This is a genomic window from Sphingobium anseongense, from assembly GCF_037725245.1.
In the GTDB taxonomy this organism is placed as follows: domain Bacteria; phylum Pseudomonadota; class Alphaproteobacteria; order Sphingomonadales; family Sphingomonadaceae; genus Sphingobium.
The window spans coordinates 178,763-204,833 of record NZ_JBBJUL010000004.1; the positions used below are offsets into that span (position 1 = coordinate 178,763).

The following is a 26,071-nucleotide window of genomic DNA, read 5'->3' on the forward strand; positions in this document are numbered from 1 at the left end:
CGCCACGGCCGGGGACGGAGAAACAGGGCATGTACGATCAGTTCTACGCATTGCAGGGCCGGCCCTTCCAGCTGACGCCGGACCCGCATTTCTATTTCGAAAGCGCGACCCATCGCAAGGCGCTGTCCTATCTGGGCTATGGCCTGGCGCAGGGTGAAGGCTTCATCGTCATCACCGGCGATATCGGCGCGGGCAAGACGACGCTGGTCAGCCATTTGATGGAAACGATAGATCCGTCGCGCCTGACCGCAGTCAAGATCGTGTCGACCCAGGTCGAAGGCGACGACATGCTGCGGCTGGCGGCGCAAAGCTTCGGCGTTGCGATCGACGGCGCGCCCAAGGCGCAGCTGCTCCAGCGCATCGAAGCCTTCCTCCACGCCCAGGCGCGCGCCGGCCGCCGCTCGCTGCTGATCGTCGACGAAGCGCAGAACCTGCCCGTCTCGGCGATCGAGGAATTGCGGATGCTGAGCAATTTCCAGCTTGGCGGCCAGTCGCTGCTCCAGATATTCCTGCTCGGCCAGCCCGAATTCCGCGATTTGCTCAAATCGCCCGAACTGGAACAGCTGCGCCAGCGCGTCATCGCCACCCATCATCTGGAACCGATGATGGCGCAAGAGGTCGAACCTTATATCATCCATCGCCTGTCGATTGTCGGCTGGGCCGGCAATCCGGCGTTTACGCCGCAGGCCTTCGCCGCGATCTATGCCGCGACCGGCGGCGTGCCGCGCCGGGTCAATGCGCTCGCCAGCCGCGTGCTGCTGATGGGCGCGATCGACCAGCTGGCGCTGATCGACGCCGACGTGGTTCGGGCGGTGGTGGACGACATGAATGTCGACAGCGAAGCCCAGCCCGCGGCCATCGCGCCGTCGCCGCTCGACGCCGATGTCGATGTCGATGTCGAACTGATGCTTGAGCCGGCAGCGATGATGGACGCAGAGCCGGCCGCCGAGCCTGATCATGTCGCGGCGGTCGAGGAACCGGACGTCGCCGTCGCAGAGCCGGTCGAAGAGGAAGCGATCGAGGAAGCGCCCGCCGCTCCCTTCGCCATGCCCCAGCCGGCCTTTGCTGCCCCGGCCTTTACCGCCGCCCCGGTTGCGGGCACAGTCGACAACAGCGAGGCCTATGCCGAAATCGAAGCTCTGCGCGAGGAAGTCGCGCAATTGCGCGCGGCGCTCGTCAAGATGCCGATGCCCGGCCCCCTGCCCGAACTGGTCGATCCGGACGCGCTGCGCGATTGCCTTGGCATCATCGACGACCGGCTGAACCGGCTGGAGGCGAGCGCGCAGGAACAGGATGCGGCGCTGCGCCGGGTGCTGACCCTGCTGGTCGACTGGGTGGAGCGCGAGGACCAGATGGCCAGCACCGCCGCTGCCTGAACGCCCTGCGGGCTTACATCCCGGCTTGCCCGGCCGGGACGCACCGGCCAGAGTGGATATGATGCAGAACGCCCTGTCGGTGGATGTGGAGGACTGGTTCCAGGTCGGCGCTTTCGAGCGCACGATCAGCCGCGCCGACTGGGATGGCCTGTCCCATCGCGTCGAGCGCAACACCGACGCGGTGCTGGCGCTGTTCGACGAGGCGGGGGTCAAGGCGACATTCTTCACGCTGGGCTGGGTGGCCGAACGCTATCCCGCATTGATGCGCCGCATCGTCGCGGCGGGGCACGAACTTGCCAGCCACGGCTATGATCATGCCCGCGTCTTCACCTTCACGCCCGAACAGTTTCGCGCCGACCTGGCGCGGGCGCGCGGGTTGCTGGAGGATGCATCGGGGCAGGCGGTGACGGGCTATCGCGCGCCCAGTTTCTCGATCGACGCGCGCACGCCATGGGCGCACCCGATCTTGGCCGAACAGGGCTATGCCTATTCCAGCAGCGTCGCGCCGATAAAGCATGACCATTATGGCTGGCCGCAATCGCCACGCTTTGCGTGGAAGCCGGTGCCGGATGCGGACTTCATCGAATTGCCGGTGACGACCGCCAAATGGCGCGGACGCACGCTGGCCGCGGGCGGCGGCGGCTTTTTCCGCCTGTTGCCCTATGCCTTTTCGCGCTGGGCGATCACCCAGGTGAATGACGAGGCACAGCGGCCCGCGATCATCTATTTCCACCCGTGGGAAATCGACCCGGACCAGCCCCGCGTGGCCGATGCGCCGCTGCGGTCGCGGCTGCGGCACTATACCAACCTGCGCGCGATGGCGCCGAAGTTGCGGCGATTGACGAGGGATTTCGCCTGGGGCCGGGTCGATGTCCTGGCGGCGCGGGAAGCGGAGCGGGCGGCATGATCGTGGGAACAGGATGCGACCTGGGGGTGACGACGCTGAACCTGCGCGATCCCACCCTGGTCGCGGCCGCCGACGCCTATGTGCTGGCGCGGGCGGACGGCACGGCGTTTCATCGCCCGGCATGGCTGGCCGCGGTCGAACAGGGCACCGGCAATCGCGCGCATATGCTGGCGGCGGTGTCACCCGCGGGCCGCATCGCCGGGCTGTTGCCGATCACCCATGTACGCAGCCGCCTGTTCGGGCAGGCGCTGGTGTCGTCGGCCTTCGCCGTCGATGGCGGGGTGCTGGCCGACGATGCCGCGATCGCCGCAATGCTCGTGCGTTCGGCCCGGCGGCTGGCTGACGACCTTGGCGGCCTGTCCATCGAATTGCGCGGCGGCGCGACGCCGGGGGACGGCTGGCGCAGCGATGGCGACAGCTATCTGGGCTTCATGCGCGTGCTGGCGGCGGACGATGAGGCCGAATTGCTGGCGGTCCCGCGCAAGCACCGCGCGGAAGTGCGCAAGGCGCTGGCCAACCCCGCGCTGACCGTGGAAGTCGGCGGCGCCGAACTGCTGCGCGACCATTATCATGTCTATGCGACCAGCGTTCGCAACCTTGGCACGCCGGTTTTCCCCGCCGCGCTGTTCCGCGCGGTGCTGACGCGGTTCGCGCCGGACGCCGACATAATAATCGTCCGGCACGATGGCCGACCGGTGTCGGCGGTGCTGACCCTTTATCATCGCGGCATGGTCATGCCCTTCTGGGGCGGCGGGCTGAGCGAGGCGCGCGGGCTGCGCGCCAATGAGCTGATGTATTATCGCCTGATGCGCCATGGCCGCGCGCGCGGCATGACCCATTTCGATTTCGGCCGATCCAAGGCTGGCACCGGGCAGGCGGCGTGGAAGAAAAGCTGGGGTTTCGATCCCGTCCCGCTGATCTATCACCATTTCGGACCGGACCAGCGCGACATCAACCCGACAAACCCCAAATATCAGCGGCGGATCGCGCTGTGGAAGCGCTTGCCGCTGCCGGTCGCCAATCTGATCGGCCCCCTGATCGCGCGCGGCCTCGGATGAAACGCACATATAATCTTCAGCTCCTGGCGATAGGATGGCGGCAATCCTTGGGGGCCTGCCGGTAATGAGTGCGATGACTGACATCAGCCTGGTGGTCGAACAGGCGCGGCTGGGCGATGCGGCGCTGATGGCGCAGGTCGACGCATGGGTCCGCGCCCATCCCGATGGCACGCCCTTTCATCGTCCCGGTTGGATAAGCGGAGTGGAAGCGGGCACCGGCCAGAAGGCGATCCTGCTGGTCGCCCGGTCGCTTTCGGGCGAGATCGTCGGGCTTTTGCCGCTGACCCACATCCGTTCGCATCTGTTCGGCCACGCGCTGGTGGGCAGTGGCTTTGCCGTCGATGGCGGCATATTGGCGAGCGATCGCAGGGCGCCGCAACTGCTGGCCGATGCGTGCTGGACGCTGGCGGAACAGCTTGGCTGCGCGACCGTCGAGCTGCGCGGCGGCCCCGCGCCCGCCGGATGGGAGATCAAGGCCGACGCCTATCTGGGCTTCGCGCGCGCGCTTGCGGTCGATGACGACGCGGAATTGAAGGCCGTGCCCAAGCGTCATCGCGCCGAAATCCGCAAAGGGCTGGACAAGGGCCTTGCCTTCGAAACCGGCCGGGACAAGCGGCTGCGCGACATCCATTACCGGCTTTACGCCCAAAGCGTGCATCATCTGGGCACACCGGTCTTTCCGCGCGCGCTGTTCGACAGGATCATGGACCAGTTCGGCGACGATGCGATCATCGCGCTGGTGTCGAAGGACGGGCGGCCGCTGTCGGCCGTCATCGCCTTTTATCATGGCGGCGCGTGCATGCCCTATTGGCATGGGGCGGGCGACGACGCGCGCGCGATGCGATCGAACGAGGTCCTCTATTTCCTGCTGATGCGCGATGCGCGCGAACGCGGCTGCACGATGTTCGATTTCGGCCGGTCCAAGGTCGGCACCGGTCCCGCCGCGTGGAAGAAAAGCTGGGGCTTCGACGGCCAGCCGCTCGGCTATGCCGTCCGCACCAGACCCGGCCGGGCGACGCGCGACGTCAATCCGCTGTCCCCGCAATATCGGCGCAAGGTCGACCTGTGGAAGAAGCTGCCATTGTCGGTCGCCAACCTGATCGGCCCGCATATCGCGCGGGGGCTGGGATGAAGGGGGACATATTGTTCCTGTGCCATCGCATCCCCTTTCCGCCCGATCGCGGGGACAAGATCCGATCCTATAACCTGTTGAATGCGCTGGCACGGATCGCGCCGGTGCATGTCGGCTGCTTTGCCGACGATGATCGCGACATGGGCTTTGCGTCCGACATGATGGCGATCAGCGCCAGCCAGTGCGTGCTGCGGCGCGATCGACCGAAGGTCGTCGCCGGGCTGATGGGCCTTGCAAAGCGCCAGCCGCTGCTGGTTGCGCTGTTCGATCGTCCAGCCCTGCACCGCTGGGTGGCCCGGACGATCGCCGAGCGGCCGATCGCCGCGGTCGTCGCCTATTCGGCGCAGATGGCGCATTTCGTGCCGACGCTGCCTGTGGGCGTCCGCTTCCTGATGGACTTCGTCGATTTCGATTCGGCCAAATATGCCGCCTATGGCGCGCAGGGGCGCGGGCCGATGGCGTGGATCAACCGTCGCGAGGGCAGGGTGCTGTTCGATTTCGAACGCGCCGTCGCCGCGCGCGCCGACCTGTCCACATTCGTCAGCGAAGCCGAAGCCGCGTTGTTCCGCCGCGCCAGCGGCCTTGGGCCGGACAAGGTCCGCGCGCTCGACAATGGCGTGGCGCTCGACTTTTTCGATCCCGCCGCCGATTTTACGGCGGTGGACGGGGGTGACGGGCCGCTGATCGTCTTCACCGGCCAGATGGACTATCGCCCCAATGTCGAAGCGGCGCAAAGCTTTGCGCGCGACACGATGCCCGCCATTCGCGCGATGCACCCGCAGGCGCGCTTTGCCATCGTCGGGCGCAATCCCGATCCCGCCGTTGCCATGCTCGGCCAGTTGCCCGGCGTCGTCGTCACCGGGTCGGTTGCCGATACGCGCGGCTGGCTGGCGGCGGCCGATGTCGTCGTCGCGCCGCTGCGCATCGCCCGCGGCGTTCAGAACAAGGTGCTGGAAGCCATGGCCATGGCCCGCCCCGTCGTCGCATCGCGCCAGGCGGCCGAGGGGATAGACGCGCAGGCGGGTGAGCATCTGCTGGTCGCTGACGACCCGGCGGCGGAGGCCGCCGCCGTCTGCGCCCTGATCGACGATCCGGTGCGCGCTCGCGCGATGGGGCTGGCCGCGCGCGCGCGGATGGACGCGCGCTATCGCTGGTCCGCCACGCTGTCCGGCCTGCCGGCGATGCTGGAGCCATGAAAGGCGTAGCGCTCGCCTTGCGGTCGTCCGTCGACCTGACCGGATGGCGCGGCCATCTTGTCGCGCTTGGCCTTCTGTCCTGCGCGATCCTGCTGATATTCGCGCGCGACGTCGTCGACATGGTGACGATCTGGTGGACCGCATCGACCTTTGGCCACTGCCTGTTCATCCCGCCGCTGATCGCCTGGCTGGTGCAGCAACGCTTGCCGGGCCTGCGCCAGATTACCCCAGTCGCCTGGGCGCCGGGCCTGCTTTGGCTGGCGGCGGGCGCTGTCGGATGGATGCTGGGCGAAGCGGCGAGCGTGGCGATGGTGCGGCAGGCGGGGCTTGTCGTGATGCTTCAGGGCGGGGTGATCGCGCTGCTGGGCCCTGCGGTGGCGCGGGCGCTTGCCTTCCCGCTCTTCTATGCCCTTTTCATGATCCCCGCCGGCGAGGAAATCGTTCCCGCCCTGCAACTGCTGACCGCGCGGCTGTCGATGGTCTTCCTGGCGCTGGCCGGCGTGCCCGCGCATATCGAAGGGATCTTCATCACCACCCCGACCGGCTATTTCGAGGTGGCCGAAGCCTGTTCCGGCGCGAAATTCCTGATCGCCATGACCGCCTATGGCGCGCTCGTCTGCAACGTCTGCTTTCGCAGCTGGCGGCGCCGGATCGCGTTTCTGGTCGGCGCGCTGGCGCTGTCGATCTTCGCCAACGGCGTGCGCGCCTTCGCCACCATCCTGGTCGCGCACCTGACCACGGTCGACGCGGCGGTGGGGTTCGACCATGTCGTTTTCGGCTGGATCTTCTTCGCCATCGTCATCACGCTGGCGATGGCGGCGGCCTGGCCCTTTTTCGACCGCAAGCCGGGCGATCCGTGGTTCGACCCGGCGCGCCTTCAGGGCGCAGCGCCCGTCCGCCGGAGCCTGACGGCGATCACCGCGGCGGCGCTGATGCTCGCCATGGCCTCGCCGCTGTGGCTGGTCGTTTCGGCCGGCGCCTCCGGGGCATTGCCGCAGACGGTGGCGCTGCCGCCCGTGTCCGGCTGGACCCGCACCGATGCGGCGCAGGCCCATCCTTGGCGGCCGCGTTTCGACGGCGCTGATCGTTTCGTCGCCGGGCGCTACCGCGACCGCGACGGGCAGACCGTCGACCTCTTCATTGCCGCATTTTCCCACCAGGCGGAGGGGCGCGAGCTGGTCGGCTTCGCGCAGGGGGCGGCCGATCCCGACAGCCAGTGGGTATGGTCCTCGCCCGCGCCCGCGCCGCCCGGCGGACATGGCGAGCAGATCACCGCCCCCGGTCCCGTCGTCCGGCACGCCGTCACTTTCTACAAGGTGGGCGGCGGGGCGCTGACCGGCAGCAGGACGCGGGTCAAGCTCGACACGCTCGTCGCTCGCCTGCTGGGGCGCGACCAGCGGGCCATGGCGATAGTGATTTCCGCCGAGCAACGCGAAGGCGCGCCGGCCGACCGCGCGATCGACGCCTTCCTGCGCGATCTGGGGCTGGTGCAGGAATTGGCTGACCGCAGCCTCGCTATCCGATAAGGCCGGTCACATGTGTGGGATAGCGGGCATTTTTCATCTGGAGACGGCCAAGCCGGTCGATCCGGCGCGCGTCGCCAGGATGCTGGAGGCGATGCCGCATCGCGGGCCGGACGGCAGCGGCGTGTGGACCGCGCCGGGCGTAGGGTTGGGGCATTTGCGGCTGTCGATCATCGACATCGGCGGCGGGGCGCAGCCGATGCTGACGCAGGACGAGAGCCTGGCGGTGGTTTTCAACGGCGAAATCTACAATTTCGCGCAGGTCCGGGCCGAACTGGTGGCCAAGGGCCATATGTTCCGCACCCATAGCGATACCGAAGTCATCCTGCATGGGTATCGGCAGTGGGGAGAAGCCTGTGTCGAGCGGTTCGACGGCATGTTCGCCTTTGCGCTGTTCGATGCGCGGGCGCAGGCGCTGTGGCTGGTGCGCGACCGGCTGGGGGTCAAGCCGCTTCATTATGCGCAACTGTCCGACGGCAGCCTGATCTTCGGATCGGAATTGAAGAGCCTGATCGCCCATCCGCTGCTGCGCCGCGCGCCCGACCTGACCGCGGTCGAGGATTATATGGCCTATGGCTATGTCCCCGACGACGCCTGCCTGGTGGCGGGGGTGAAGAAGCTGGGCGCGGGGGAGACGCTGCGGCTGGTGCGGGGGCGGCCGATGCCGGCGCCGGTGCGCTACTGGGATGTGAGCTTTGCCGAGCGCAGCCGCGCAACGCCGCAAGCGCTGGAGGAGGAACTGGTCGCGCTGCTGCGCGCGGCGGTGCGATCGCGCATGGTCGCCGATGTGCCGCTGGGCGCATTCCTGTCGGGCGGAGTCGACAGCAGCAGCGTCGTCGCGCTGATGGCCGAAGCGTCGGGTCAGGCGGTCAAGACCTGCACGATCGGCTTCGATGTCGCGGCGCTCGACGAGACGGCCTATGCCGACCGTGTCGCCCGGCGCTTTGCCACCGATCATCGCACGCGGATCGTGTCGCCCGACGATTACGGGCTGATCGACCGCCTGGCGCATCATTTCGACGAACCGTTCGCCGATGCCTCCGCACTGCCGACCTACCGGGTGTGCGAACTGGCGCGCGAGCAGGTGACGGTGGCATTGTCGGGGGACGGCGCGGACGAGGCCTTTGCGGGCTATCGACGGCATCGGTTCCAGTTGCAGGGCGAGCGGGTGCGCGGCCTTTTGCCCGCGTCGGTGCGCCAGCCGCTGTTCGGAACGCTGGGGCGCTATTACCCCAAGGCGGACTGGGCGCCGCGCGTGCTGCGGGCGAAATCGACGCTGCTGGAACTGGCGGGGGACGGGGGCGAAGCCTATGCGGCGTCCGTGGGCATCAGCCCCCATGCGCTGCGCCAGCGGCTCTACAGCGCCGAATTCAAGACAGGCTTGCAGGGTCACCGGGCCGAGGACCGCTATGTCAGGGCGATGCGCGATGCGCCCGCGCGCGACGCGCTCGACCGCGCCCAATATGCCGACATCAAGATCTGGCTGCCCGGCGACATATTGACCAAGACCGACCGGATGAGCATGGCCGTCAGCCTGGAGGCGCGCGAGCCTCTGCTCGACCACCGGCTGGTCGAATTCGCCGCGCGCCTGCCGGTCAACCAGCGCATTCGCGGCAACAGCGGGAAATATCTGCTGAAAAAGTCGATGGAAGCCTATCTGCCCCAGGATATTCTCTATCGGACCAAGATGGGGTTCGTGACGCCGATCAGCGCCTGGTTCAGGGGTGCCCTGGCGGGCGAGGCGAGCGCGATCGCGGGCGGATCGGCGCTGGCCAGGACCGGCTGGTTCGATACCGCGCAACTGGCCAGGGTGGCGGCCGATCATCGGTCGGGCGTGTCCGATCATGGCCGGCTGCTGTGGCAATTGCTGATGCTGGACAAGGCGCTGGGGACTATGTTCGGCCTGCGATAGGTGCCGCTAGAATAGTCGCAGTTGCGCCCCTTGCGGCGGGCGGAACAGGTCGCGGCGCAGCGTCAGCCGTTCATCGCCCAATCCGGCCCGCTTGCGCGCCTTGACGAAGCGGGTGCGGATCAGGTCCGCCCACACCCCCTGGCCGCGCATCCGCGTGCCGAAACCGGGGTCATTGTCGCGCCCGCCGCGCATGTCGCGGATGATGGCCATCACCTTGGCCGCCCGGTCTGGATAATGCGCGTCGAGCCAGGCGCGGAACAAGGGCGCGACCTCATGCGGCAGCCGGACCGGAATATGCGAGACGCCGCGCGCGCCCGCCGCGGCGACACGCGCGACGATCGCTTCGATCTCATGATCGGTGATGGCCGGGATGACGGGCGAAACGCAGGCATGGACGGGGACGCCGGCCTGGGCGAGCCGATCGATGGCGGCGATGCGCTTTTCGGGATGCGCGGCGCGCGGTTCGAGCGTGCGCGCGACCTTGGGATCGAGCGTGGTGACCGAGATGCCGACGGCGACCAGACCGTCCTTCGCCATGTCGGCGAGCAGGTCGATATCGCCCAGCACCCGGTCCGACTTGGTGGTGATCATCAGCGGGTGGCGGCAGTCCGCGAGTATTTCGATGCACGAACGGGTAATGCGCCATTCCCGCTCGATCGGTTGATAGGGATCGGTATTGGTGCCCATCGCGATCGTTTCGACCCTGTAGCGCGGATGCGCCAGTTCGGCGCGCAGCAGGGCGGCGGCGTCGGGCTTGGCGAACAGCCTGGTTTCGAAGTCCAGACCGGGCGACAGGTCGTGATAGGCATGGGTCGGCCGGGCGAAGCAGTAGATGCAGCCATGTTCGCAACCGCGATAGGCGTTGATCGACTGCGAGAAACCGATGTCGGGGGAGTTGTTGCGGCTGATGATAGTGCGCGGTCGTTCGACGGTTACGGTGGTGCGCAGCCGGGGGACCGCGCCGTCGACATCCGCCAGCGCGTCGAGCCAGTCGCCATCGGCTTCCCGCCTTGGCAGGTCGAAACGATGGCTTTCTGTATTGCCGGTAGCGCCTCTGCCTTTTTCGATCATCACCCGCGATAAGAACATATAAGGAACATATTGACAAGAGCTACGATTGTGCCGACGAAGGAAGCGAGCAGGGGGAGATGGACATGCGACTGGTGAAGGCGGCGCTCGCCGTGCTGATGATCGGACTGGGCGCATTTCCCGCCCTTGCCGCCGATACCGCGCCATGCGGCAGGGGGCTGATATGCGCGAACGCGCCGAAAAGCGTTGCCGATGCGATCAGCGCGGCGGGTTACAAGGCGCAGCTTGGCACCGACGATGTCGGCGATCCCAAGATCAGGAGCGCGGCCAACGGCTATGATTTCAACATCTTCTTTTACGATTGCGACAAGGGCAAGGCCTGCGCCGGTTTGCAGTTCCAGATCATCTTTGCCGATGACGGCAAGAACAGCCTGGCTCTGGCCAATGAGTGGAACCGCAAGAAGCGGTTCGCGCAGATGTCGATCCAGCCCGACAAGAGCCTGCGCGTGAGTTATGACGTCACCACCAAGGGCGGAATGACGGCCGCTAATTTCGCCGATGTGGTGGATTGGTGGGCAGTGATGATGGGTGAACTGCGCGTCTATTTCAAAGAGCAGGCGAGCTGAGGTCGACGCCGGGGCAATCTCAACGCTCGGTCAGGCGCGGCATCAGTTCGACGAAGTTGCAGGGGCGGTGGCGGCTGTCGAGCTGGGTGACGAGGATGCCGTCCCACGCGTCCTTCACCGCGCCCGTGGAGCCGGGCAAGGCGAAGATATAGGTGCCGCGCGCGACGCAGGCGGTGGCGCGCGACTGGATGGTGGACGTGCCGATCGATTGGTAGCTGAGCCAGCGGAACAGTTCGCCGAACCCTGGGATGTCCTTGTCCTGCACCTGGGCCAGCGCTTCGGGGGTCACGTCGCGGCCCGTGACGCCGGTGCCGCCGGTGGTGATGACGCAATCGACCTGCGGATCGTCGATCCAGGCGTGGAGCCGCGCGACGATGGCCGAGCGTTCGTCACGGATGATGTGCCGGTCGGCAAGTATGTGGCCCGCCGCCTCGATCCGCGCGACCAGCGTGTCGCCCGAACGATCTTCGACGAGGGTGCGGCTGTCGGACACGGTAAGGACAGCGATGCGGACGGGAAGGAAGGGCAGGCTTTCGTCGATGGGCATCAGCGCGCGCCGTCGGCAAAGGCGCCCGCCGACGGCGTGGCCCCGTTCTGCGTGACACGAACCAGCCTGGTGCCCTTCGCGCCGGGGAACATCGGCCACATGCCCTGCGCCATGCCGGTCAGGCAATCGGCCGTGCCCTTGGCCTGGATCTGGTACATCCAGTAATTGCGCATGACGATGTTCACATAGGCACGGGTTTCATAATAGGGCACCGATTCGATGAACAGCAGCGGATCGCCGCCGTCCTTCACTTCATAATTCCAGCGTTCGACCGGCGTCGGTCCGGCATTGTACGCCGCCATCACCTTGGGCAGGAAGCCGCCGGTCGCGCTCATGTCGCGCAGCGATTCGAGATAGCGCTGGCCCGCCTCCATATTGGTGGACGGGATGAACAGCTGATCGGGCGAGGCCAGTCCCATGTCGCCGCCGGTCCGCGGCATCACCTGCATCAGGCCGCGCGCGCCCGCCGGGCTGACGACATTGGCGCGAAAGCCCGATTCCTGGAGGGTATGGGCAAAGATGAGCGCCGGGTCGACGCGCCAGCCGCCATCGGGCCGCCAGTTGCCGGGCGCGGGGAAGCGGGCGAAGCTGTCGGGCTGTTTGCCGGCCGGGCCGTTATGCGCCAGCCATAGCTGGGTTTCGGGCAGGTTGAGCGCGCTGGCGAGGTGCAGCAGCGCGTCATAATGCGCCGCCCCGCCCATCTTCGCCTGATGGCGCAGCAGGCCGTCGGCGATGCCCGTTTCGCCGATCGAGGCCAGAAGGATGGCGGCGCGGGCATTGGGCGCGTCCTTGACCGCTTGCCACTGGGAACTGGCGAGGCCGGCAGCCAGGGGAGCGGCGCCGAGCGGCATGCCGAGCGTTTCACGCGCGAGCAGGCCGTAAAAGGTTTCGTCCGACCGGGCGGCGCTGCGCAACAGATTTTCGACCTTGGCCGCATCGCCGCAGGCCATATAGGCGCGCGCGGCCCAATAGGCGCCGGCGGCGCGCATGTCGGCATTGGTGGCGAGCGCGGCGACATTGGCGAAGGCGGGGGCGGCGGCACGGCAGTCCTGCTGGCGCCAGGCGGCCAGGCCGCTCGTCCAGTGCGCCTGCACCGTCCATTCGCCGCCGATGCGCTGGTCGAGCGCGCGGATGGCCATGCGGCGGGCCGACGCGTCGTCATTTTCGATATAATAGGACCAGGCGATGCGCTGGCGCAGTTCGGTGACGCCTTCGGGCGACAGGCCGGCCTCGCTGGTGGCGAGCAGCGATTCCGCGCCGGCGGGATTGTCCGCCTTGATCAGGGGCTGGATGCGCGCGAGCAGCGCCTGGGCCAGGGGATCGGCCTTGACCGAAGCGATATATTCGCGGCGCGGGGCCGCCCCGAGCCACACCATCTTCTGCACCTGCGGCAATTCGGGCAGCATGGTCGCGCCGCGCTTTTCGGCGAGGCGGGACAGCTGGTCGGCCCTGGGCAGCCAGGCGGCCTTGTTGATCAGCGAGAGGAGGTCGAACAGTTCGACCTTGGGCGATCCCTTGGCCAGATAGAGTTCGGACAGGGCCACCGAGCGGAGCGGGTCGCCTTCATCGAGCGCCAGTGTCAGCGCCTTCGCTTCGTCCCAGCGCTGGCCGCGCAGCGCGGCGAAGATCGCGCCGTAGCGGGCACGATCCGTATCGGCGATCGAAAATGGCGTCGTTGCGGCGGAGCTGGCGGTGGTGGGCAGCGATTCGCTTGGCGCGGCCGATGCCTGCGACAGACCGAGGAACAGGGACGCGGTCGTCAGGGCAAGGGCGCGGACAAGGGCAGGGTTCACAGGCGCGGTTCCTCGATCAGGCATTGCAGGGCGCGCCAGCATTCCGCCTTGGCCGCGGGCTGTTGCAACAGCAGGCGGGGGTGAAATGTGGCGATCGCGGACACGCTACCGCCATCATGGTTAAAGGGGCGTAAACCATTCATATGGGCGTCGCCGTCCATCGGCCCCAGGGCACGGATCGTCCGGTCGCCGAGCAGGAGCAGGCGACGGGGGGTGGCGAGCGCGATGTGGGCACGCATCCGGGCGGCGAGCGCATCGGCGTCGGCGACGTCCATCATGCCGCCGGGCGGACGGGCCAGAGCCAGCGACGCGAGATAGATATCGGCGCGGGCAAGGCCGATGGCGCGAAGCATGGCGTCCAGCAACTGGCCGGGGGCGCCCGTGAACAGCGCCCCCGCCTGAACATCCGATGGATCGGGCATGTCGGTAACGACCATGAGCGATGCGCCCGCAGCGCCGACGGGTATCAGCCGGGCGCCGGGCCAGCGCGATTCGGGCTGATTCGCATCGGATTGCAACCAGCCGTGGAAGGCGTCCAGATCCGTGGGAGCGGCCGGCGCGGGCGGCGGCGGCATGCGAATCACCGGTGGCTGGATCTTCGCGGGGCGCAACCAGTCGATGGCCGTCTCGCCGACCGCGCAATCCACGCCGGCCAGTGTCCACCACGCCATATAGGCGTCGGCAGCCGCTGCCGCATTGTCCTGCAATTGTCCCCGCATCGCATTCATCTAGGGCCAGAGGTTGACGGCGCGGTCAAGAATCTTCATCGCCAATACCTGTCAAACGTTTGGGTAACGCGGCGATCGGAGGGGGAGCAACTTCCCGTCGCGCGATGGAGGAAAAGATGAGCGAGCGGGAATCGATGCCCTATGACGTGGTCATCGTCGGCGGGGGACCGGCGGGGCTGTCGGCGGCGATCCGGTTGAAGCAGCTGGCCAACGATGCTGGCGCGGAACTGGGCGTGTGCGTGCTGGAGAAAGGCTCCGAAATCGGCGCGCATATCCTGTCGGGCGCGGTCATCGATCCCAAGGCGCTGGACGAGCTGATCCCGCAATGGAAGGACATGGGCTGTTCGCTGGCCGATGTGCCCGTCACCGACAACCAGCACTGGTTCCTGACCAAGGGCGGCAAGATGGCGATGCCGCACATCATGACGCCGGGCTTCATGCACAACAAGGGCACCTATACCGGCTCGCTGGGCAATCTGTGCCGCTGGCTGGCCGAACAGGCCGAAGGGCTGGGCGTGGAAATCTTCCCCGGCTTCGCCGCCGCCGAGATCCTCTATAATGAAGACGGGTCGGTGAAGGGCGTCGCGACCGGCGACATGGGGATAGCGCGCGATGGCGAGAAGAAGGGCGACTGGCAGCCGGGCCTTGAGCTGCACGCCAAATATACCTTCTTCGCCGAAGGCGCGCGCGGCCACCTGACCAAGATATTGAAGCGCCAATATGCGCTGGATGCCGATTGCGAGCCGCAGGTCTATGGCCTGGGCATGAAGGAATTGTGGGACATCGACCCCGAACTGCACCAGCCGGGGCTTGTCATCCATACTCAGGGTTGGCCGTTAACCGACGCATATGGCGGCGGTTTCCTCTATCATCAGGCCAATGGCCAGGTGGCGTTGGGCTTCGTCGTCGGGCTGGGCTATCGCAACCCCCATCTCTATCCGTTCGAAGAGTTCCAGCGCTGGAAGCAGCATCCTTCGATCCGCAAATATCTCGAAGGGGGCCGGCGTGTTTCCTATGGCGCGCGCGCCATCAACGAGGGCGGCTGGCAGTCGGTGCCCAAGCTGGAGTTCCCCGGCGGCGCGCTGATCGGCTGTTCGGCGGGCTTCGTCAACGTGCCGCGGATCAAGGGCACGCACACCGCGATGAAGTCGGGCATGCTGGCCGCCGAGGCCGCCTTTGCCGCGATCCAGTCGGGTCGGGAAGCTGACGAACTGACCGCCTATGGCGAAAATCTGAGGTCGAGCTGGATCGCCGACGAGCTGAAGCTGGTCAAGAATGCCGAACCGGCGCTGTCGAAGTTCGGCGGCACGCTCGGTACGCTGATCGCGGGCACCGACATGTGGATGCGCACGCTCAAGATCGGCCTGCCGATCACGATGAAGCACAAGCCCGACGCCGAAAAGCTGTGGCCCAAGGATGCGTGCGAAAAGATCGTCTATCCCAAGCCCGACGGCGTGATCAGCTTCGATCGCCTGTCATCGGTGTTCCTGTCGAACACCAATCATGAAGAGGACCAGCCGGTTCATTTGCAGTTGAAGGATCCGGCCATCCCGATTTCCTACAATCTGCCGCTTTATGACGAGCCGGCGCAACGCTATTGTCCGGCGGGCGTCTATGAAGTGGTGGGCGAGGAAGAGGGCAATCCCCGTTTCCAGATCAACGCCCAGAATTGCGTTCATTGCAAGACGTGCGACATCAAGGACCCGACCCAGAATATCAACTGGGTCGTGCCGGAGGGCGGCGGAGGACCGAATTATCCCAACATGTAGGCGCCGTTTCCTGCTGCTGCCCTTGTCGCTGCTGGCTTGTCCGGCGGCGGCTTCGGTCGACGCCCCGGCCCTGCACGCCTATGCGCGCGGGCGGCTGGCGGACAGCGATGGCGCGCTGAACCTGGCGTCGAGCAGCTATCGCGCTGCGCTTGAGCAGGATCCGGCGAGCGTCGACATCGCGCGACGCTCCTATTTCCAGGCGCTGGAAAGCGGCGATATGCCGCTGGCGCTGCAATCGGCCAGGTTGCTGGAGGACCAGGGCCTGCTGCCCCGCGACGGCACACTGCTGATGATCGCCGATGCGCTGGCGCGCAAGGATTGGGCAGAGGCGCGGCGCTGGACAAGGCGGATGGAAGAGGAAGTCAATTTCGGCTTCCTCACGTCCATCGTCGATAGCTGGATTTCGCTGGGCGAGGGCCGCTATGTCGCCCCCGCGATCAACTCGGGTGACCGGTTCGCGGCGCTCGCCAGCCGCTATATCGACGAACATACGGCCTTGCAGGCGCTGGCCTGGCGCGACCTGTCCGCCGCCATGCCCGCGATCCGCCGGGCGCTGGCGCTGCGCTTGGTCGACCTGACCGGGATGCGCCTGACCTTCGCGGCGCAACTCGCGGCCGCCGGGGACAAGGACATGGCGAGCGCGCTGCTGCCAGAGGGGCGGCTGAGCTTTGCCCGCGCCCGCGCCGATATCGCGAGCGGCAAGGGGCGCGCTGCCGGCGCGCCGATGACGCCGCGACAGGGCTTTGCCCGGTTGATCGCGCGGCTGGCGAGCGACGTGGCGAGCGATGCTGCCAGGGATTCGGCCACCGGTGCGAGCACGGCGGCGCTGGGCATCAGGCTGGGACGAATAGCGATCTTTGCCGATCCCGACGCGGCCGAACCGCGCCTGGTCGCCGCCCGGCTGCTCGGCCAGGGCGGCTATCCCGCATTCGCCGCCGACGAGTCGCGCGCGGTGCCTTTGGGCAGCTGGTTTCATATGATCGCGCAAGGCGAACTGGTCGATGCGCTGGCCGATGGCGGGGACAAGGCGGCCGCCACCGCGCTGGCGCGGCGCATTGCGGCGATGCCCGATGCGGAAAGCGAACGGCATGTGCGCCTCGGTCGATTGCTGGCCGACGCAAAGGATTTTACCGGGGCGGCGGCGGCGTTTCGCGCGGCGCAGGGCCATTATTCGCCCGATGCCGTTCCCTGGGCGCTGTTGTTGTTCGAAGGCAGCGCGCTGGAACAGGGCGGGCAGTGGGACGCGGCGCGGGCGGTGCTGGAACGGGCGGCCGCGCTTGCGCCCGAAGAACCGATGATCCTCAATTATCTGGGCTATGCACAGGTGGAGCGTCGGCAGAATGTCGCGACGGCGCTGGGGCTGCTGAAAAAAGCGAGCAGCCTGAGGCCCGACGATGCGTCGATTGCCGATTCGCTGGGCTGGGCGCGGTTCGTTTCGGGTGACAAGGCGGGCGCGGTGCCGATCCTGGAGGCGGCGGTTGCGGGCGCGCCGGACGATGCGACGATAAACGAACATCTGGGCGACGCATATTGGAGCGTGGGGCGGCGGTTCGAGGCGCGCTATGCCTGGACGGCGGCATCGACATTTGCCGACGGGGCGATCGCGCAGCGGCTGGCGGCGAAGATGCGCGAAGGCATGAAACCCGAATATGCCGCACCCTGATACAGCCGAGCCAGCGACCGCTTTGCTGACGGAAACCGCCTTTGCCAAGATCAACATCGCGCTGCATGTGCGGGCGCGGCGTGCGGATGGCTATCATGAACTGGACAGCCTGTTCGCCTTTGCCGAACATGGCGACGTCCTGCGCGGCGTGGCGCGCGGCGATGACGTGATCGCGCTGACGATCGACGGGCCGTTCGGGGCGGGGCTGGACGCGGGCGAGGGCAATCTGGTGGTGCGCGCGGCGCGGGCGCTGGCCGCCTGGGACGGCGGCATCCGGGGCGCCGACCTGCATCTGACCAAGAACCTGCCGGTCGCATCGGGCATCGGCGGGGGGTCGGCCGATGCGGCGGCGGCGCTGCGGCTGCTGATCCGGCTGTGGGATATCGCGCCCGCCCCGGACGCGCTGCACGATCTGGCGCTGGCGCTGGGATCGGATGTGCCGGCCTGCCTGGCCAGCGCGACGCTGCGGGTCGGCGGGCGGGGCGATCAACTGGCGCCTGCGGCCATTGACGGGCTGGCGGGGGCGCCGATTCTGCTGGTCAATCCACGCATTCCGGTGGCGACCGGCCCGGTATTCGCGCAATGGGATGGCCAGGATCGCGGCGCGCTCGACGCGTCGAGCCTGAAGGCGCTGGTCGCGCGCGGGCGGAACGACCTGGAGCCGCCCGCGATGCGGCTGGCCCCCATGATCGGCGACGTGCTGGCGCAGCTGCGCGGGCGGGCGGGGGTCCGGCTGGCGCGGATGTCGGGATCAGGCGCGACCTGTTTCGCGCTGTTCGATGACGATGCGGGCCGGGACGCGGCCGGGCGGGCGCTGGCGGCGACGCATCCGCACTGGTGGACGATGGCGACGAGGATCAGGGACCTATGAGCGAGGCTTTCACGGTGCTGCGCGGTGGCGACCTCAACCTGCTGATCGTCGCCGACCATGCCAGCGCGCATGTGCCGGCAGACATCAACCTGGGGGTGGATCGGACGTTGCTGACCGATCATGTCGCGATCGACATCGGCGTTGCGGATGTGGCGGCGCTGCTGGTCGAACAGATGGGATGCAGCGCCATCCTGGGCGGGGTGTCGCGGCTGGTGATCGACCTCAACCGCGAGGAGGATGCGCCGGGCCTGTTGCCGGTGATGAGCGATGGCCATGCGATTCCGGGCAATCGATCCGCTGACCTGGCCCAGCGGATGATCCGCTTCCACCATCCCTATCATCATCAGCTTGGGCGGATGCTGGCGGCGATGCCATCGCCCTTCATCCTGTCGCTGCACAGCTTTACCCCGATGCTCGCGAGCGATCCCGATCAACAGCGGCCATGGGACATCGGCATATTATATAATCGCGACGACCGCGCGGCGCGGATCGCGATTCCGATGCTGGAGCAGGCCGGGCTAATCGTGGGCGACCAGCTTCCCTATTCGGGGCAATTGCTCAACGCCACGATGAACCGCCATGCCGAAGGCAACGGCATTCCCTATCTGGGCGTCGAGATGCAGCAGGATCGCCTCGCCGACGCTGCCGGCCAGCGGCGCTATGCCGACATTCTGGGGCCGGTCGTACTGGACTGCATGGCCCGGCTCGCCTGAAGGTTCGACAATCGGGCCGGCTTTCCTGTAAGGGGCGGGGATGGATGCTCGCTTTCTGTTCCCCGCCCTGCTCGCTTGCCTGATGCTGCCCGCCTGCGATGGCGGCGGAGCGGCGGATGCGCCGGTCAATGCGGTGGTGACGGCGACGAAGCCGGCTGACGACGGTCGCGCCGAATGCGCGATCGGCCGTGGCGGGCAATGGGTTCGGAACTGCCGGATAGAGCAGGATGGCGACATGCTGACGCTGCGGCACGCCGATGGCGGTTTCCGGCGCTTTCGCATCGTCGACGATGGCAGGGGCGTGCAACCCGCCGACGGCGCGGAGGGCGCCCGGATCGCGGTGGTCGGCGATCGTTCGATCGAAATCAGCGTGGGCGATGATCGCTACCGCCTGCCGGCGACCATGGCTGCGTCCGCGCGCTGAGCCATGGCCGAACCGATCCTGACCGCCCGGCAGATGCGTGCCGCCGAACAGGCGCTGTTCGACGCGGGCATGGACGAATATGCGCTGATGGAGCGTGCCGGCGCTGCGGCGGCGGAATTCGTGTGGCGCGCGGGCGGCAGGCGCGACACGCTGGTCCTGTGCGGGCCGGGCAATAATGGCGGCGACGGCTATGTGATCGCTCGGCTGCTGGCGGCGCGCGGCGTGCCGGTGCGGGTGGCGGCGCTGGGGGAAAGCGGAACGCCCTCGTCGCGGCGGGCGCGATCCCTGTGGGCTGGCCCGGTCTGCTCGCTGGCCCAGGCGGAACCGGCCACGCAACTGGTCGATGCGCTGTTCGGCACCGGCCTGTCGCGCGGGCTGGAGGCGGGGGTCGCCGCTCGCCTTTGCGATCTGGGCGGGGCGGCGCAGATCTGCCATGCGATCGACCTGCCGAGCGGTGTTGACAGCGACAGCGGCGCGATGCTGTCGGCCATTCCTCGCTATGACCTTTGCATCGCGCTGGGGGCGTGGAAGCCCGCGCATGTGCTGTATCCGGCGGCCGGGCGGGTGGCGCGACCGGTGCTGGCCGATATCGGGATCGATACCGGGGACCGGGTCGCGCGCCTCGCGCCGCCCCGAATCGCCGCGCCGGGCCATAGCGCCCATAAATATAGCCGCGGGCTTGTCGCCGTGCTGGGCGGGGCGATGCCGGGCGCGAGCCTGCTTGCCGCGCGGGCGGCCGCCCATGGCGGCGCGGGCATGGTGCGGCTGATCGTGCGGGACTGGGTGTCGCCGGGCCTGGACGCCATCGTCGTGCTGGCGGATGAAGGCGCGCTGGACGATGCGCGGGTGGCGGCGGCTCTGGTCGGGCCGGGGCTGGGCCGCGACGATCAGGCGCGTGCCCTGCTGGACGGAGCGATGCGCGCGGGGTGGCCGCTGGTGCTGGATGCCGATGCGCTCACGCTCCTCAGCGAGGATGGGCCGGAGGCTGTTCCCGACGGCAGCGTCCTGACACCGCATGACGGCGAATTCATGCGCCTGTTCGGCGACCTGCCGGGCAGCAAGATCGACCGGGCGATGCAAGCGGCGCGGCGTGCCCGTTCGGTGGTGATCTACAAGGGTGCGGACAGCGTGATCGCGGCGGCGGACGGGCGTGTCGCGGTGGCGGGCGGTGCGTCGTCCTGGCTGTCGACGGCGGGCACCGGCGATGTGCTGGCGGGGCTGGTCGCATCGCGGCTGGCGGTAACGGGCGATCCGTTCCGGGCCGCTTGCGAGGCGGTCTGGCTGCATGGCGAGGCGGCCCGGCGAGCGGGCGCGGCGTTTGTTGCCGATGACCTGATCGTGCGGATAGCGCCCGCGCTGGCGTCGCGCCTGTGAGCGGGGAGGCAGGCGCGGACGTGATCGTGCGGGTGGCCGCGCGCGGCGATGGCGTCACCGCCGACGGACGGCATCTGCCGCTCAGCGCGCCGGGCGACCGCATCGGGGCGGACGGTGTGCTGGTGCGCGGCCCGCATCATGTCGATCCGCCCTGCGTCCATTTTCCCGTCTGCGGCGGATGCCAGTTGCAGCAACTGGACGAGGCGAGCGTGGCGGATTTCGTGACCCAGCGCGTCACCGGCGCGCTGGCGGGGCAGGGGATCGCGGCGGCGAACGTGCTCGCTCCGCACATTTCGCCGCCCCGTGCGCGGCGCAGGGCGGCGCTGCGCGCGATGCGTCAGGGCGGTCAGGTGACGATCGGCTTTGCGCAGGCCGGCAGCCACATGCTGATCGACCTGATGATGTGCGATGTGCTGAACCCGCGCCTGTTCGCCCTGCTGGCGCCGCTACGTGGATTGCTCGCGACGCTGCTGCCCGACAAGCGCGCGGCGCATGTCAAGCTGTCGCTGACCGATCAGGGCGTCGATCTGCTGCTTGAAGGCGTGGGCGTAGAAGGTTTGGCGGCTGACGAGGCGCTGGGCGATTTCGCCCGCACGCAGGGGCTGGCGCGGCTGACGATCGACCAGGGCGATGGGCCGCAGACGCGGTGGGAACCAGAACCGGTGACGGTGACTTTTGGCGGCGTGGCGGTTGCCTTTCCGCCCCATGCTTTCCTTCAGGCGACGGCCGATGGAGAGGCGGCGCTGGTCGCGGCGGCGGCCGCGGCCTTGCCCGCGCGGGGGGCTTTGGCCGATCTGTTCTGCGGGCTGGGCACGTTCGCGCTGGCGCTGGGCGGCGATTGCGCGGTCTATGCGGCGGAAGCGGCGCGCGATCTGGTGCTGGCGCTCAAGGGCGCGGGAGCGGGGGCCGGGCGGCGCATGGCGGTGGAGCATCGCGACCTGTTCCGTCGCCCGCTGTCGCCCGCCGAACTGAACCGGTTCGGCGCGGTGCTGATAGATCCGCCCCGCGCGGGCGCGCGCGAACAGGTGATGCAGATCGCGGCGAGCCAGGTGCCGGTTGCGGTCTATGTGTCGTGTAATCCGGCAAGCTTTGCCCGCGATGCCGCCCATCTGGTGGCGGGGGGATACCGGCTCGACAGCGTCCTGCCGGTCGGCCAGTTCCGCTGGTCGACCCATGTCGAACTGGTGGGGATATTCCGGCGCTGATAAAATTTGTCCTCCGTCACCCGGAGGCGGCGGAGGACAGGCACCCTCTCCCAAGGGGAGCTTCGGCTTTAGCCGAGCTTTATGACGGTCGCGCTACGCCTGACCGGCTGCGCTTCGATATAGAGGCTCGCCATCGGTTCATCCTCGACCTGCGCCAGCGTTTCCGACGAAAAGCCGTTGAAACCGGTCCGCATCGCGCAGCCATAGGCGCCCAGCATGCCGATCTCGATATAATCCCCGGCCTGCACATCGGCGGGCAGCATGAAGGGGCCGACCATATGGTCCATATCGTCGCAGGTCGGACCGTAGAAGGAAAAGCCCTTAAGGTCGACGCTGCTTTCCTGTTCCCGCAGCAGCGCGACGGGGAAGCGCCAGCCGATATGCGCCGCGTCGAACAGCGCGCCATAGGCGCCGTCGTTGATATAGAGTTCGTCGCCGCGACGACGCTCCACCCGGACGATCAGCGAGCTGTATTCGGCCGACAGCGCCCGGCCGGGTTCGCACCACAATTCCGATGAATAGCTGACCGGCAGGCTTTCGAAGGCGCGATGGATGGCGTCGAAATAGCGTTCCAGCGCCGGCGGCTCCATGCCGGGATAGACCGACGGGAAGCCGCCGCCGACATCGATGATGTCGACCGTGACCGCCGCATCGACGATCGCCGCGCGCACCCGCTCGATGGCGTTGGTGTAGGCGACCGGGCTCATCGCCTGGCTGCCGACATGGAAGCAGATGCCGAGCGCATCGGCGGCCTGGCGCGTCGCCATCAGCAGATCGCGGGTCTCGCCCAGTTCGACGCCGAATTTCGACGCGAGGCTGAGCTCGGAATGTTCGGACGACACGCGCAGGCGAACGCACAATTCCAGGTCGGTCGCGTCGTGGGTGGCGCGCATGATCTTTTCCAGCTCGTCGATCGTGTCGAGCGAAAAGGTGCGCACGCCATGCGTGTGATAGGCTTCGAAGATCGCTTCCTCGGCCTTGACCGGGTGCATGAAGCACAGCTTCGCTTGCGGCAGCGTGCGGGCGACGAGGCGAACCTCGGCGATCGACGCGACGTCGTAATGCGTGATTCCGCTATCCCAGAGCGTCTGAAGCAGTTCAGGCGATGGATTGGCCTTTACGGCGTACAGCGAGCGCCCCGGAAACTTCTCGGAGAAGAATCGGGCGGCGCGGGCGGCTGCCTGCGGGCGAATAAGCGTTACCGGAGCTGCCGGTTTGAGGGCGGTTGCTACCCCCAGCGCGCTAGGATGCTTGTGCAATTCAAGGGACCTCCAGTGTCGTTCAGGGCGAAATAAGCTGCCTTGCGGTGGAAGTCCCATGGGGCAGCGGAAGGGCGCTATATGCCCAGGGGTCCCCCCTGTAAAGCGAATGCGTAAATTTTGTTGCGCAGGAGGCTATGAAGCGTGCGTCACGAGAGACGCGCCTTGAAATCGGCGTAGGAAAACGCCCGGATTTGCCGCAGGTCGTCGGTATCGGAATTCCACAGCCAGATGGCGGGCAGCGGCACGCCGTTGAAGGTGTTGGTCTTGACCATCGAATAATGCGCCTGGTCGAGGAAGGCGATGCGCGCGCCCGGCTCCGCCCCGCCCGGCACGCGATAATCGCCGATGATGTCGCCCGCCAGGCAGGAAGGGCCGCCAAGGCGCGTGACCGGCCCTCCGTCCGGCTCGTGCAGCATCGCCGGGCGGTAGGGCGCTTCGATCACGTCGGGCATGTGGCAGGTCGCGGAAATGTCGGTGATCGCAACCGCCATTCCGTTGTCGATGACGTCGAGGATTTCGCCGATGAGGATGCCGCCGTCGAGCGCCATCGCTTCGCCCGGTTCCAAGTAGAGGGTAAGGCCGGTCTGGCCCTTGATCCGTTGCAGGAAGGCAACGAGCGCATCGCGCTGATAGTCCGCTCTGCTGATATGGTGTCCACCGCCAAAGTTAAGCCATTTCAATGACTTGAAATATGGAGCTAATCGCGATTCTATGGCTGCCCAGGTCCGTTCCAGCGGCAGGAAGTCCTGTTCGCACAGGCTGTGGAAATGCAGGCCGCTGACGCCTTCGAGATGGTCGGCGCGAAGCTGGTCGATGGGGAAGCCCAGGCGGCTGTGCGGCTGGCAGGGATCATATTTGGGCACGTCCCCTTCGGCATGAAGGGGGTTGATGCGCAGGCCGATGTCGAAACCGTGCCCGGCCGCGCGGGCGGCATCGAGCACCGGTTTCATCCGCGCGATCTGGCCGGGGCTGTTGAAAATGACGTGATCGGAGATTTTGAGGATCTCGGCGAGATCGCCGGGCTTGTAGGCGGCGCAATAGGTTGCGACCTCGCCCCTATATTCCTCGCGCCCCAGCCGTGCTTCGTAGAGGCCGGAGGCGCAGACGCCGTCGAGATATTCGCCGACGACACCGCCCAGCGACCACATGGAAAAGGCCTTGAGTGCGCCCAGAATCTTTATGCCCGCCCGGTCGCGGACATCGGCGAGGATGGCGAGGTTGCGACGGATCGCGGCCTCGTCCACCACGAATGCGGGCGAGGGGACGCGGTACAGGTCGAAGCGGGCGAAGGCACCGGGATCGCCGGCTCTGGTTTCCATATGATTTACTCCGTCACCCCAGCGCAGGCTGTGGTCTCAGACGAGAGGGCACGACGTCGCCGCACGAGACCCCGGCCTTCGCCGAGGTGACGGCTAAAGCCGTCAAAAATTCAGCGGCCCGTCCAGTTCCTTCACCTGCCAGGGCAGGCCGTGCCTGTTCAGCATGTCCATGAAGGGATCGGGATCGAACTGTTCGATGTTGAACACCCCTTCGCCGCGCCACGCGCCGGTCAGCATCATCGCCGCGCCGATCATCGCGGGCACGCCGGTGGTGTAGCTGACGGCCTGGTTGCCCGTCTCCGCATAGGCGTCCTCATGGTCGCAGATGTTGAGGACATAGACGGTCTTTTCCTTGCCGTCCTTCACGCCGGTGGCGATGTCGCCGATATTGGTCTTGCCCCTGGTGGTCGAACCCAGGCTCGACGGTTCGGGCAGGACCGCCTTGAGGAATTGCAGCGGGATGATCTCGCGGCCTTCGTACATGACCGGGTCGATGCGGGTCATGCCGACATTCTGGAGCACTTCGAGATGCTTGAGATAGGCGTCGCCAAAGGTCATCCAGAAACGGATACGCTTGATTTCGGGGTAGAATTTGGCGAGGCTTTCCAGCTCCTCATGATACATGAGGTACATGTTCTTCGTCCCCACGCCCTCGAAATCGAACGGCTGGCGATGCTTGAGCGGCGGCCCTTCGACCCATTTGCCGCCTTCCCAGTGACGCGACGGCGCGGTGACTTCGCGGATGTTGATTTCGGGATTGAAGTTGGTCGCGAAATGCTGGCCATGGTCGCCGCCATTGCAATCGAGAATGTCGAGCGTGTCGATGCGGTCGAGCAGATGTTTCTTGATGTAGGACGCGAACACACTGGTGACGCCGGGGTCGAAGCCCGAACCCAGCAGCGCCATGATGCCGGCGTCCCTGAATCGCTCCTGATAGGCCCATTGCCAGCCATATTCGAACTTGGGCGTGTCGCGCGGTTCGTAATTGGCGGTGTCGAGATAATCGGTCCTGGTCGCCAGGCACGCGTCCATGATGTTGAGGTCCTGATAGGGCAGGGCCAGATTGACGACCAGCTTGGGCTGCACCCGCTCAATGAGGGCGATGGTGGCGGCGACGTCATCGGCGTCGACCTGTGCCACGTCGATGGCGACGCCGGTGCGGGTCTTGACCGATTCGGCGACCTTTTCGCAACTGACGATGCGCCGGCTGGCGAGGGTGATGTGCGAGAAGATGTCGGGATTCATCGCCATTTTGTGAACCGCGACAGACCCGACGCCGCCCGCGCCGATGACCAGAACCTTGCTCAATTCAACTGCTCCATGACTTGCCGCGCCGGCGCGGGAAAGCGCCCATATAGGGTGTCGTGGTTACAGCGCAAAGTCGCTCTGCGCGTCAGCCGCCGCCGCACCCGCAGCCGCGCCATTGCGTGAGCGGTTCGATCTCGGCCAGATAATCTTCCGGCGTCACGCCGCCTGCGAAGGCATCGCGATATTCGTCGGTCGCGCTGGAAATGGCCCAGCCGATCCCGCTTTCTTCGGCATGGCGGCGCAAGGCGCGGTGCCATTCCTCCAGGCTGGGGGCGTCGGGGGAGATCGGGGGCATTACGCGCGAAGCCCGACCATGGCGGGCATGTCCGTGCCGCA

General features: G+C 67.2%; 23 protein-coding genes. 15 read left to right on the top strand and 8 right to left on the bottom strand.

Annotated elements, in window-relative coordinates:
• Window positions 1-29 precede the first annotated feature (29 nt).
• From WG908_RS07215 to WG908_RS07245, 7 genes are all read left to right on the top strand, one after another.
• Complete coding sequence (locus WG908_RS07215) at window positions 30-1,376, top strand: XrtA/PEP-CTERM system-associated ATPase (protein WP_340185888.1); 1,347 nt, start codon at window positions 30-32, stop codon at window positions 1,374-1,376.
• A 58-nt stretch (window positions 1,377-1,434) separates the two neighbouring features.
• A complete protein-coding gene (locus WG908_RS07220; protein WP_340185889.1) occupies window positions 1,435-2,283 on the top strand; it encodes an XrtA system polysaccharide deacetylase in 849 nt (282 codons plus the stop codon).
• Window positions 2,280-3,341 carry a FemAB family XrtA/PEP-CTERM system-associated protein gene (locus tag WG908_RS07225; RefSeq protein ID WP_340185890.1) on the top strand — a complete coding sequence of 354 codons (1,062 nt, stop codon included), beginning with the start codon at window positions 2,280-2,282 and terminating at the stop codon, window positions 3,339-3,341. Before WG908_RS07220 ends, WG908_RS07225 begins: the two co-directional genes overlap by 4 nt.
• 73 nt (window positions 3,342-3,414) lie before the next feature.
• Window positions 3,415-4,473, top strand: a complete 1,059-nt coding sequence (locus WG908_RS07230) for a FemAB family XrtA/PEP-CTERM system-associated protein (RefSeq protein ID WP_445326679.1) — start codon at window positions 3,415-3,417, stop codon at window positions 4,471-4,473.
• Window positions 4,470-5,669: a TIGR03087 family PEP-CTERM/XrtA system glycosyltransferase gene (locus WG908_RS07235; protein ID WP_340185891.1), complete on the top strand. Its 1,200-nt coding sequence runs from the start codon at window positions 4,470-4,472 to the stop codon at window positions 5,667-5,669. Before WG908_RS07230 ends, WG908_RS07235 begins: the two co-directional genes overlap by 4 nt.
• Window positions 5,666-7,195, top strand: a complete 1,530-nt coding sequence (xrtA, locus tag WG908_RS07240) for an exosortase A (RefSeq protein ID WP_340185892.1) — start codon at window positions 5,666-5,668, stop codon at window positions 7,193-7,195. The genes WG908_RS07235 and xrtA overlap by 4 nt, the downstream gene beginning before the upstream one ends.
• A 10-nt stretch (window positions 7,196-7,205) precedes the next feature.
• The gene (locus WG908_RS07245; RefSeq protein WP_340185893.1) at window positions 7,206-9,104 is read left to right on the top strand and encodes an XrtA/PEP-CTERM system amidotransferase; all 1,899 of its coding nucleotides are present in this window, start codon (window positions 7,206-7,208) and stop codon (window positions 9,102-9,104) included.
• A gap of 6 nt (window positions 9,105-9,110) precedes the next feature.
• Here WG908_RS07245 and WG908_RS07250 read toward each other — a convergent pair whose 3' ends face one another.
• Window positions 9,111-10,175, bottom strand: a complete 1,065-nt coding sequence (locus WG908_RS07250; RefSeq protein WP_340185894.1) for a PA0069 family radical SAM protein — start codon at window positions 10,173-10,175, stop codon at window positions 9,111-9,113.
• A 77-nt stretch (window positions 10,176-10,252) separates the two neighbouring features.
• On the opposite strand from WG908_RS07250, the gene WG908_RS07255 reads away from it, so the two are divergent.
• Window positions 10,253-10,759 (top strand): YbjN domain-containing protein, encoded by a 507-nt coding sequence (locus tag WG908_RS07255; protein WP_340185895.1) that lies wholly within the window; start codon window positions 10,253-10,255, stop codon window positions 10,757-10,759.
• Window positions 10,760-10,778: 19 nt separating this feature from the next.
• Here the strand turns inward: WG908_RS07255 and moaB are convergent, their stop codons facing one another.
• The 3 genes from moaB to WG908_RS07270 are packed head-to-tail and all read right to left on the bottom strand — an operon-like array spanning window position 10,779 to window position 13,818.
• On the bottom strand, window positions 10,779-11,306 hold the full coding sequence (gene moaB / locus WG908_RS07260; RefSeq protein ID WP_340185896.1) for a molybdenum cofactor biosynthesis protein B: 528 nt from the start codon (window positions 11,304-11,306) through the stop codon (window positions 10,779-10,781).
• Window positions 11,306-13,099 (bottom strand): lytic transglycosylase domain-containing protein, encoded by a 1,794-nt coding sequence (locus tag WG908_RS07265; RefSeq protein WP_340185897.1) that lies wholly within the window; start codon window positions 13,097-13,099, stop codon window positions 11,306-11,308. Before WG908_RS07265 ends, moaB begins: the two co-directional genes overlap by 1 nt.
• On the bottom strand, window positions 13,096-13,818 hold the full coding sequence (locus WG908_RS07270; RefSeq protein ID WP_340185898.1) for a uracil-DNA glycosylase family protein: 723 nt from the start codon (window positions 13,816-13,818) through the stop codon (window positions 13,096-13,098). Before WG908_RS07270 ends, WG908_RS07265 begins: the two co-directional genes overlap by 4 nt.
• Before the next feature lie 125 nt (window positions 13,819-13,943).
• Between WG908_RS07270 and WG908_RS07275 the strand changes: the two genes are divergently transcribed.
• From WG908_RS07275 to WG908_RS07305, 7 genes are read left to right on the top strand one after another with little or no spacing between them, the layout of a single operon-like run.
• Entirely contained in the window at window positions 13,944-15,596 is a 1,653-nt protein-coding gene (locus tag WG908_RS07275) for an electron transfer flavoprotein-ubiquinone oxidoreductase (RefSeq protein WP_340185899.1), read from the top strand.
• A gap of 28 nt (window positions 15,597-15,624) precedes the next feature.
• Window positions 15,625-17,259 carry a tetratricopeptide repeat protein gene (locus WG908_RS07280; protein WP_340186069.1) on the top strand — a complete coding sequence of 545 codons (1,635 nt, stop codon included), beginning with the start codon at window positions 15,625-15,627 and terminating at the stop codon, window positions 17,257-17,259.
• On the top strand, window positions 17,246-18,130 hold the full coding sequence (locus WG908_RS07285) for a 4-(cytidine 5'-diphospho)-2-C-methyl-D-erythritol kinase (RefSeq protein ID WP_340185900.1): 885 nt from the start codon (window positions 17,246-17,248) through the stop codon (window positions 18,128-18,130). The genes WG908_RS07280 and WG908_RS07285 overlap by 14 nt, the downstream gene beginning before the upstream one ends.
• Window positions 18,127-18,843: an N-formylglutamate amidohydrolase gene (locus WG908_RS07290; RefSeq protein WP_340185901.1), complete on the top strand. Its 717-nt coding sequence runs from the start codon at window positions 18,127-18,129 to the stop codon at window positions 18,841-18,843. Before WG908_RS07285 ends, WG908_RS07290 begins: the two co-directional genes overlap by 4 nt.
• A gap of 40 nt (window positions 18,844-18,883) precedes the next feature.
• Window positions 18,884-19,267, top strand: a complete 384-nt coding sequence (locus WG908_RS07295) for a hypothetical protein (protein WP_340185902.1) — start codon at window positions 18,884-18,886, stop codon at window positions 19,265-19,267.
• Between the two features lie 3 nt (window positions 19,268-19,270).
• Window positions 19,271-20,641 (top strand): NAD(P)H-hydrate dehydratase, encoded by a 1,371-nt coding sequence (locus WG908_RS07300; protein WP_340185903.1) that lies wholly within the window; start codon window positions 19,271-19,273, stop codon window positions 20,639-20,641.
• Window positions 20,638-21,846, top strand: a complete 1,209-nt coding sequence (locus WG908_RS07305) for a class I SAM-dependent RNA methyltransferase (protein ID WP_340185904.1) — start codon at window positions 20,638-20,640, stop codon at window positions 21,844-21,846. Before WG908_RS07300 ends, WG908_RS07305 begins: the two co-directional genes overlap by 4 nt.
• A 68-nt stretch (window positions 21,847-21,914) precedes the next feature.
• Here the strand turns inward: WG908_RS07305 and WG908_RS07310 are convergent, their stop codons facing one another.
• From WG908_RS07310 to WG908_RS07325, 4 genes are all read right to left on the bottom strand, one after another.
• A complete protein-coding gene (locus WG908_RS07310; RefSeq protein ID WP_340185905.1) occupies window positions 21,915-23,105 on the bottom strand; it encodes a type III PLP-dependent enzyme in 1,191 nt (396 codons plus the stop codon).
• A 149-nt stretch (window positions 23,106-23,254) separates the two neighbouring features.
• On the bottom strand, window positions 23,255-24,427 hold the full coding sequence (locus WG908_RS07315; protein ID WP_340185906.1) for a carboxynorspermidine decarboxylase: 1,173 nt from the start codon (window positions 24,425-24,427) through the stop codon (window positions 23,255-23,257).
• Between the two features lie 102 nt (window positions 24,428-24,529).
• On the bottom strand, window positions 24,530-25,735 hold the full coding sequence (locus WG908_RS07320) for a saccharopine dehydrogenase family protein (RefSeq protein ID WP_340185907.1): 1,206 nt from the start codon (window positions 25,733-25,735) through the stop codon (window positions 24,530-24,532).
• An 85-nt stretch (window positions 25,736-25,820) separates the two neighbouring features.
• Complete coding sequence (locus WG908_RS07325; RefSeq protein ID WP_340185908.1) at window positions 25,821-26,030, bottom strand: hypothetical protein; 210 nt, start codon at window positions 26,028-26,030, stop codon at window positions 25,821-25,823.
• Between the last annotated feature and the right edge of the window lie 41 nt (window positions 26,031-26,071).

Coding starts and splice junctions, on each gene's coding strand:
- WG908_RS07215 (WP_340185888.1), top strand. CDS start 30: ATGTACGATCAGTTCTACGCATTGCAGGGCCGGCCCTTCCAGCTGACG.
- WG908_RS07220 (WP_340185889.1), top strand. CDS start 1,435: ATGATGCAGAACGCCCTGTCGGTGGATGTGGAGGACTGGTTCCAGGTC.
- WG908_RS07225 (WP_340185890.1), top strand. CDS start 2,280: ATGATCGTGGGAACAGGATGCGACCTGGGGGTGACGACGCTGAACCTG.
- WG908_RS07230 (WP_445326679.1), top strand. CDS start 3,415: ATGACTGACATCAGCCTGGTGGTCGAACAGGCGCGGCTGGGCGATGCG.
- WG908_RS07235 (WP_340185891.1), top strand. CDS start 4,470: ATGAAGGGGGACATATTGTTCCTGTGCCATCGCATCCCCTTTCCGCCC.
- xrtA (WP_340185892.1), top strand. CDS start 5,666: ATGAAAGGCGTAGCGCTCGCCTTGCGGTCGTCCGTCGACCTGACCGGA.
- WG908_RS07245 (WP_340185893.1), top strand. CDS start 7,206: ATGTGTGGGATAGCGGGCATTTTTCATCTGGAGACGGCCAAGCCGGTC.
- WG908_RS07250 (WP_340185894.1), bottom strand. CDS start 10,175: ATGATCGAAAAAGGCAGAGGCGCTACCGGCAATACAGAAAGCCATCGT.
- WG908_RS07255 (WP_340185895.1), top strand. CDS start 10,253: ATGGACATGCGACTGGTGAAGGCGGCGCTCGCCGTGCTGATGATCGGA.
- moaB (WP_340185896.1), bottom strand. CDS start 11,306: ATGCCCATCGACGAAAGCCTGCCCTTCCTTCCCGTCCGCATCGCTGTC.
- WG908_RS07270 (WP_340185898.1), bottom strand. CDS start 13,818: ATGCGGGGACAATTGCAGGACAATGCGGCAGCGGCTGCCGACGCCTAT.
- WG908_RS07275 (WP_340185899.1), top strand. CDS start 13,944: ATGAGCGAGCGGGAATCGATGCCCTATGACGTGGTCATCGTCGGCGGG.
- WG908_RS07285 (WP_340185900.1), top strand. CDS start 17,246: ATGCCGCACCCTGATACAGCCGAGCCAGCGACCGCTTTGCTGACGGAA.
- WG908_RS07290 (WP_340185901.1), top strand. CDS start 18,127: ATGAGCGAGGCTTTCACGGTGCTGCGCGGTGGCGACCTCAACCTGCTG.
- WG908_RS07295 (WP_340185902.1), top strand. CDS start 18,884: ATGGATGCTCGCTTTCTGTTCCCCGCCCTGCTCGCTTGCCTGATGCTG.
- WG908_RS07300 (WP_340185903.1), top strand. CDS start 19,271: ATGGCCGAACCGATCCTGACCGCCCGGCAGATGCGTGCCGCCGAACAG.
- WG908_RS07315 (WP_340185906.1), bottom strand. CDS start 24,427: ATGGAAACCAGAGCCGGCGATCCCGGTGCCTTCGCCCGCTTCGACCTG.
- WG908_RS07325 (WP_340185908.1), bottom strand. CDS start 26,030: ATGCCCCCGATCTCCCCCGACGCCCCCAGCCTGGAGGAATGGCACCGC.